Annotated in this window: 7 protein-coding genes; 4 read left to right on the forward strand and 3 right to left on the reverse strand. The window is 71.4% G+C overall.

Translation table 11 applies throughout. The annotated features are described in order from the left end of the window. Positions 1-116: 116 nt before the first annotated feature. Positions 117-548 carry a hypothetical protein gene (locus tag ACKUB9_RS22750; RefSeq protein WP_407527036.1) on the forward strand — a complete coding sequence of 144 codons (432 nt, stop codon included), beginning with the start codon at positions 117-119 and terminating at the stop codon, positions 546-548. Here the strand turns inward: ACKUB9_RS22750 and ACKUB9_RS22755 are convergent. Next, positions 542-757: a hypothetical protein gene (locus ACKUB9_RS22755; RefSeq protein WP_407527038.1), complete on the reverse strand. Its 216-nt coding sequence runs from the start codon at positions 755-757 to the stop codon at positions 542-544. The genes ACKUB9_RS22750 and ACKUB9_RS22755 overlap by 7 nt on opposite strands. A gap of 180 nt (positions 758-937) precedes the next feature. Here ACKUB9_RS22755 and ACKUB9_RS22760 point away from each other — a divergent pair, with 180 nt between their 5' ends. Both ACKUB9_RS22760 and ACKUB9_RS22765 read left to right on the forward strand, forming a co-directional pair. Then, positions 938-1,483 (forward strand): formaldehyde-activating enzyme, encoded by a 546-nt coding sequence (locus ACKUB9_RS22760; protein ID WP_407527041.1) that lies wholly within the window; start codon positions 938-940, stop codon positions 1,481-1,483. A gap of 103 nt (positions 1,484-1,586) precedes the next feature. Continuing rightward, a complete protein-coding gene (locus tag ACKUB9_RS22765) occupies positions 1,587-2,432 on the forward strand; it encodes a collagen-like protein (protein ID WP_407527044.1) in 846 nt (281 codons plus the stop codon). Between the two features lie 118 nt (positions 2,433-2,550). Here the strand turns inward: ACKUB9_RS22765 and ACKUB9_RS22770 are convergent, their stop codons facing one another. Together ACKUB9_RS22770 and ACKUB9_RS22775 are read right to left on the reverse strand one after the other, a co-directional pair. After that, entirely contained in the window at positions 2,551-4,080 is a 1,530-nt protein-coding gene (locus ACKUB9_RS22770) for a DHA2 family efflux MFS transporter permease subunit (RefSeq protein WP_407527129.1), read from the reverse strand. 53 nt (positions 4,081-4,133) lie between these two features. Next, entirely contained in the window at positions 4,134-5,291 is a 1,158-nt protein-coding gene (locus ACKUB9_RS22775) for an HlyD family secretion protein (protein WP_407527046.1), read from the reverse strand. Between the two features lie 258 nt (positions 5,292-5,549). Here ACKUB9_RS22775 and ACKUB9_RS22780 point away from each other — a divergent pair. Then, positions 5,550-6,134, forward strand: a 585-nt coding sequence (locus ACKUB9_RS22780; RefSeq protein ID WP_410825915.1) for an HdeD family acid-resistance protein, incomplete at its 3' end; no start/stop codon positions are given.

Raw genomic sequence — 6,134 nt, forward strand, 5'->3', positions numbered from 1 at the left:
CCCGACCGCACGGCCGGCGGACCCGGCCGCCGGGGTTGACCCGCGGCCCCCGGACGCCCAAAGCTTGGCGGCAGGGCCGAACGGCCGGCGCGAGGCGCGGCGAAGGATTGCGGCAAGTGGCGGGGACGGGCGCGAAGCGGACAGGGCTGTGGGGGATCGTGCTCCTCGTCGGGCTCGCCGCGGCGGGCTGCACGGAGTTCGCTTACACCTCGAAGACCTATGCGAGCCTGCGGGCGCAGGTGGTCACGATCGGCTGCAACGAGCCCTACGAGGTCTTCGACGAACGCCAGCAGCGCCGCATGCTGATCGTCTCGAACGGCCTGCGCGAGGTCGCGGGCTGCGGTCTCAACGGGGCCGACCCGGCGCTCACGCGTCGCAGCCGCTTCCAAGAGGCGGCGGTGACCTACCTGGCCGAGACCGGCCGCGAGACCTGCCGGATCATCGGCGAGACCGTCTTCACCGAGCTGCGCACCGAATTCGCCTATGCGTGCGCCGAGCCGGTGGAGAGGCCGGGCGCCAAGGTGCAGCGCCTGCCGGGCCGCTACTGACCGTTGGTCGGCGGGACGGGATGCGGGAAGGTGCGCTCGGCCGCGTCGCCCGCCGCGGCGAGCAGCGCCCGGGCGAAGTGGCGCGCCTCCGCCCGGTCGAGGGTGATGACGGCCGTCACCGGCTCGCCGCCCAGATCGGCGAGGCCGAATTCGACCTGCACGCCCGCCTCGGTCGGGGCGACCCGCAGGGTCCAGTCGCGATCGCTCATGGCGGCATCGGGGTCTCGGGGGCGCGTCTGCGCCGGAACCTTGCCCTATAGACCATTTTCCGTGGCGGGCGATCCGCTCGCGCGGCGTGTCCACGGTTGACCCGCCCGGTCCCGCGTGATGGGTGCGGCCCCGGAACGGCGTGGGGCCGCCGGGCGCCTCGGCCGCAACGGGAACGAGCCATGAGCGAGATTGTCTTCCGCACCGGCGAGGCCACGGTGCTCGCGGCCGAGGGCCAGTACACCGACGCCATGCCCGAGGTGCTGATCGGCTCCGTCCGCGGCCCGGTCGGCACGGCCTTCGCGTCGATGATGGGGCAGGTGCAGGGCCACACCCGGATGTTCGTGGTGCGCGACCTCAACCAGCTCGTGCGCCCGGCCACGATGATGACCACCAAGGCGACGATCCACACCGCGGAGTACGTCGAACTGCTCGGCGGGGTGGTTCAGGCCGCCACCGGCGACGCGATCGTGGATTGCGTGATCGAGGGCATCCTGCCGCGCGAGGGCCTGGACGAGCTGTGCATGATCATCATGATCTGGCTCGATCCGCGCTGCGCCGAGGACCCGAACCTCGACCGCCGGGACCTCTACCGCACCAACTACGAGGCGACGAAGCTCGCCATCTCCCGTGCGATCAAGGGCGAGCCGACCATCGACGACCTCATCGCCAACCGCCGCACGGTGAAGCATTACGCCCTGGAGGACGTGATCGAGTACGAGGCCTGAGCGGGCGCGGGCCTCTGGGCATGGCCTCGGCGGCGCGAACCTGCTTAGGTAGCGGCGGCCCGGCGGTCCCGTGCGGGCCGTCTTCCACGATCCGGGGGATCCGATGCGCCCACACCGCGCCGCGCTGGTTCTGTCCGTCTGCCTGCTGACCGGTCCGGCCCTCGCGCAGCCGCAGCAGGAGCCGTCTCCGCCGCCCGGTGCCGAGCGTGCGGCCGGCCCGCGCCGTGCCGCACCGGCGACAGCGCCGGGCATCCAGGTCTGGGACGCCCGGATCGAGGCGGGGGACCTGAGGGTCACCGGCAGCGTCGGCCGGGCCGGAATCGTCGTCACCCTGGACGACGACATCCCGGTCCAGACCGACCGCCGCGGCCGCTTCACGCTGCGCGTGCCCTACCTCCCGCCGAACTGCGTCGCGACCCTGCGGGCCGGCGACCAATCCCGCGAGATCGTGGTGGCGAATTGCGGCGCCACCGGCGCGACCGGCCCGCAGGGCGAGCCCGGGCCGACCGGCCCGCAGGGGATGGCCGGACCGGCCGGCCCCAAGGGCGAGCCCGGTGCCAGGGGCGAGCAGGGCCTCAAAGGGGAGGCCGGGCTCATGGGCGAATCCGGTCCCAAGGGAGAGCAGGGGCCGAAAGGCGACCAGGGGCCGAAGGGCGATCAGGGTGTCCGGGGCGAGGCGGGGCCGGCCGGCCCGCCGGGGCCGCGCGGCCCGCAAGGGGCGCCGGGACCGGTCGCGGCCCCCGCCGCGGCGTCGCCGGCCCTGCGCGTCCTGCGCCGCGACGCCTGTTCGGGCTCGGCCTGCGAACTCGCCTGCGAGAGCGGGGAGACGATCGTCTCGGCCTATTGCCTGCGCGGCGGCGCCCCGACCTACGGACGCGGCGAGGGCGGCGACACGGTGGCCTGCCCGTCCGACAGCGCCGGCATGGTCGGCATCTGCGCCAAGCTCTGAGCGGGCGAGAGCATTGTCCGACGAAGTGGATCCCGGTTCGTCGCAGAAAATGCGATCAATTAAAGACTTAGAGCGGCACCCGAGTGCAGCGCGCGGGGCGCTGCTCTAGCCGCCCGCGTCAATGCGCCGGGGACGAGCCGCCCCGGCGGACGGGCTTGAGGATCATCGCCAGCGGCACGGCGGCGGCCGAGACCAGGGCGAGCGTCCAGAACACGTCGATATAGGCGAGGAAGGCCGCCTGCATCTGCACCTGCCGCCCGATCCAGGCGATGGCTTGGCCCTGTGCCTCCACCGTGCCGGCGCCGTGGCTGGCGAAATACTCGGTCGCGGCGCGGACGGTCTGCTCGTAGGCCGGCGCGGAGGGCGCCACGTGCTCGACCAGCCGGCTCTGGTGGAATTGCTGGCGGTAGGCGAGGACGTTCTGGGCGAGGGCGACGCCCATCGAGCCGCCGACGTTGCGCGCCACGTTGATCAGCGCCGAGGCCTGGTCGGTCTGCTGCTTGGTGATCCCCTCGTAGGAGGCGGCGGTGATCGACAGGAAGATCATCGGCAGGCCGATGCCGATATAGATGCGCGACCAGACGAAGAAGCCGAAATTCAGATCGCCGTAGAGGTTCGTCAGGTCGATCATCGCGAAGGCGATGATCGTGGCGCCCGCAGCGATGAGGTATTTCGGCTGCACGAAGCCGGAGACCCGGCCGATGACGAACATCATCAGGCAGGTGACGATGCCGCCCGGCGAGAGGGCGAGGCCGGCCCAGGTGGCGGTGTAGCCGAAATAATCCTGCAGCAGCTGCGGCAGGAACTGCGTGGTGGCGATCAGGATCGCGCCGGTCGCCATCATCACGAGGAAGCAGGAGCCGAACTGGCGCTGGAGCAGGAGCCGCAGGTCCACCACCGGGTTCCGGTGGTTCAGCTCCCACGGGATCATCGCCACGAAGGCGACCGCCATGATGACCGCGAAGGTGACGATGAGGTGCGAGCCGAACCAGTCCTTCCGCTGTCCCTCGTCGAGCACGACCTCCAGCGAACCGAGGAAGGTCGCCACCAGCAGGAAGCCGACGACGTCGAAGCGCACGCCCGCGCGCCGCAGGCGCCGGCGCTCCTCCACGGCGGCGGGCGGGTCTTGGACGAGCAGGTGGACGAGCACCACCGCCACGACGCCGACCGGGGCGTTGATGAGGAAGCACCAGTGCCAGGAATAGGTGTCGGAGAGCCAGCCGCCGAGCGTCGGACCGACCACCGGCGCGACCACGATGGCGACTCCGTAGAGCGCGAAGGCCTGGCCGCGCTTCTCGGGCGGGAAGGAATCCGCCAGGATCGACTGGGCGAGCGGGGCCATGCCGCCGCCGCCGAGCCCTTGCAGAACCCGGAAGACCAGGAGCGATTCGAGGCTCCAGGCGAAACCGCACAGCACCGAGGACAACGTGAAGAGCGTGATTGCCGCCAGGAAGAACGCCTTGCGCCCGTAACGCTTGGCCAGGAAGCTCGATGCCGTGAGCACGATCGCGTTGGAGACGAGGTAGCTCGTCACCACCCAGGCGGCCTCGTCGGGCCCCACCGCGAGCCCGCCCGCGATGTAGCGCAGCGCCACGTTGGCGATCGTGGTGTCGAGCACCTCCATGAAGGTCGCGAGCGCGACCACCATGGCGACGATCCAGGGATTGTGCCCGCCGGCCGCCTGGCCGGAAGTGGGCTCGCTCACCGCACCCGAACCGTCGGCACGACCGACATCCCGGGGCCGATCGCCACGTCGTCGGGCCAGTGCTCGACCACGATCTTGACCGGCACGCGCTGCACGACCTTGACGTAGTTGCCGGTGGCGTTCTCGGCCGGGAGCAGACTGAAGGCGGTGCCGGAGCCGGGCTGCACCGAGGCGACCCGCCCGGTGATCCTGTGGTCCGGATAGGCGTCGATCTCGACATCGACGCCCTGGCCCGGGCGCATGTCGGTGATCTGGGTCTCCTTGAAGTTGGCGGTGACCCAGATGTCGTCCGGCACGAACATGCTGAGCGCCTGGCCCGCCTGCGCGTACTGGCCGACCGCGCCGGTGAGGCGCACCACCCGGCCGCTCTGGGCGGCCGTCACGGTCGTGTAGCCGAGGTTGAGGCGGGCCTGGGCCTCCTGGGCGCGTGCCTGGGCGAGGCTCGCCTGCGCGCTCGCCTTCTGGGCCTCGAGCGCGCCGATCTGGCGCTCGGCCACCGTCACGGCGGCGTCGGCGCGCTGCAGGTTGGCCTGCTGCTGCTGCTGCTCGGAGGTCGATTGCTGCGAGCGCTGCACGCTGCCGGCCCCGCGCGAGGCGAGATCCTGGTAGCGGGCGGCGTCGGTCTGCGCGAAGGCGAGGGCGGCCTTGGTCTGCTCGACCTGGGCCTTCGCCTCGGCGACGCTGCCCTGCTGGGCGGCGATCTGGGCCTCGGTGCTGCGGATCGAGGCCTCGGCCGCGGCCACCTGGGCCAGCGCCTGCTGCAGGGCGATCTCGTAATCGCGCGGGTCGATCCGTATCAGGACGGCGCCCGCCGCGACGTGCTGGTTGTCGGTCACCGGCACCTCGACGATGTAGCCCGGCACCTTCGGGGCGATCGCGAACTGGCGCGCCGCCACGAAGGCATCGTCGGTGGATTCGTAGGGGTGCAGGAAGGTCAGCCAGTACCAATACCCGCCGGCGCCTGCCACGAGGAGGAGCACGGCGCCCGCCGCGAACCAGAGCGGGTGACGGCGCAGCAGGCCCGTCCTCCTCCCGTCCTCGACGCCCGTGGGCGCTTCGGCATCCGGCCCGGGCTCGGCCTCGGGCGGAGTCTGCGGGCGGTCGCCAGGGTCCTGTCCGTCGCGGTGTCTCGCGCCGGTCTGGTCGTCCAACATCGCTGATGATCCGGATACGGCCGCGTGCGCGGCCGCGACAGGCGCCCACCTCGGGCAGACAAATGTCAGCACCCGGTGCCGGTTCCCCAACGTGAGACGATTCGCCTTCGGAGGCCCGCACGAGCAATCGGTCCGGACCGTCGCTTCGGAAGGTTACTTTGCGACGTAAGGGAAGCAGGAACGCGGGAGGTTGCGGTGCGTTCAGCACAATGTGCGCCGGCTGAGCTTGATGCGCGCACATCATCGCCGGAGTTTCCCATGACCGCCGGAACGCCTCTTCCGACCACCGATCCGGGCTCCGACCGCCTTCGCGCCATGAGCGCCGTCCTGGCCCGCAACTGGTGGCTGATCGCGCTGCGCGGCGCAGTCTCGATCCTGTTCGGCATCGTCGCGCTGATCTCGCCCTTCGCGACGCTGCTCACGCTGGTGATCTTCTTCTCGGCCTACATGCTGGTGGACGGCATCGCCGGAATCGTGGCGGCCGTCCGGGCGGCCCAGCGGCACGAGCGCTGGGGTTTTCTCCTGGCGGAGGGCCTGCTCGACATCGCGGTGGGCGTGCTGGCCTTCATTTGGCCGGGCAGCACGCTGCTCGCCTTCGTCTACCTCGCGGCGGCCTGGGCGCTGGTGTCGGGCGCCCTGATGATCGCGGCGGCGTTCCGCCTCCACCTCGACCACGGGCGCTGGTGGCTGGTGCTCGGCGGAGTCTGCTCGGTGCTGTTCGGGATCGCCCTGCTGATCAACCCGGTCGTCTCGCTCGCGGTGCTCACCGCGTGGCTCGCCGCCTACGCGATCGTCTTCGGCATCCTGATGCTGGTCCTCGCCTTCCGGGTGCGCAGCCGGAAC

It is taken from the genome of Methylobacterium oryzisoli, assembly GCF_046557895.1.
Classification (GTDB): Bacteria; Pseudomonadota; Alphaproteobacteria; order Rhizobiales; family Beijerinckiaceae; genus Methylobacterium; species Methylobacterium oryzisoli.

What these genes read in the sequence shown, in the direction of transcription:
- ACKUB9_RS22755 (WP_407527038.1), bottom strand. Translation starts at nt 757, where the DNA reads ATGAGCGATCGCGACTGGACCCTGCGGGTCGCCCCGACCGAGGCGGGC.
- ACKUB9_RS22760 (WP_407527041.1), top strand. Translation starts at nt 938, where the DNA reads ATGAGCGAGATTGTCTTCCGCACCGGCGAGGCCACGGTGCTCGCGGCC.
- ACKUB9_RS22765 (WP_407527044.1), top strand. Translation starts at nt 1,587, where the DNA reads ATGCGCCCACACCGCGCCGCGCTGGTTCTGTCCGTCTGCCTGCTGACC.
- ACKUB9_RS22770 (WP_407527129.1), bottom strand. Translation starts at nt 4,080, where the DNA reads ATGGTGGTCGCGCTCGCGACCTTCATGGAGGTGCTCGACACCACGATC.
- ACKUB9_RS22775 (WP_407527046.1), bottom strand. Translation starts at nt 5,291, where the DNA reads ATGTTGGACGACCAGACCGGCGCGAGACACCGCGACGGACAGGACCCT.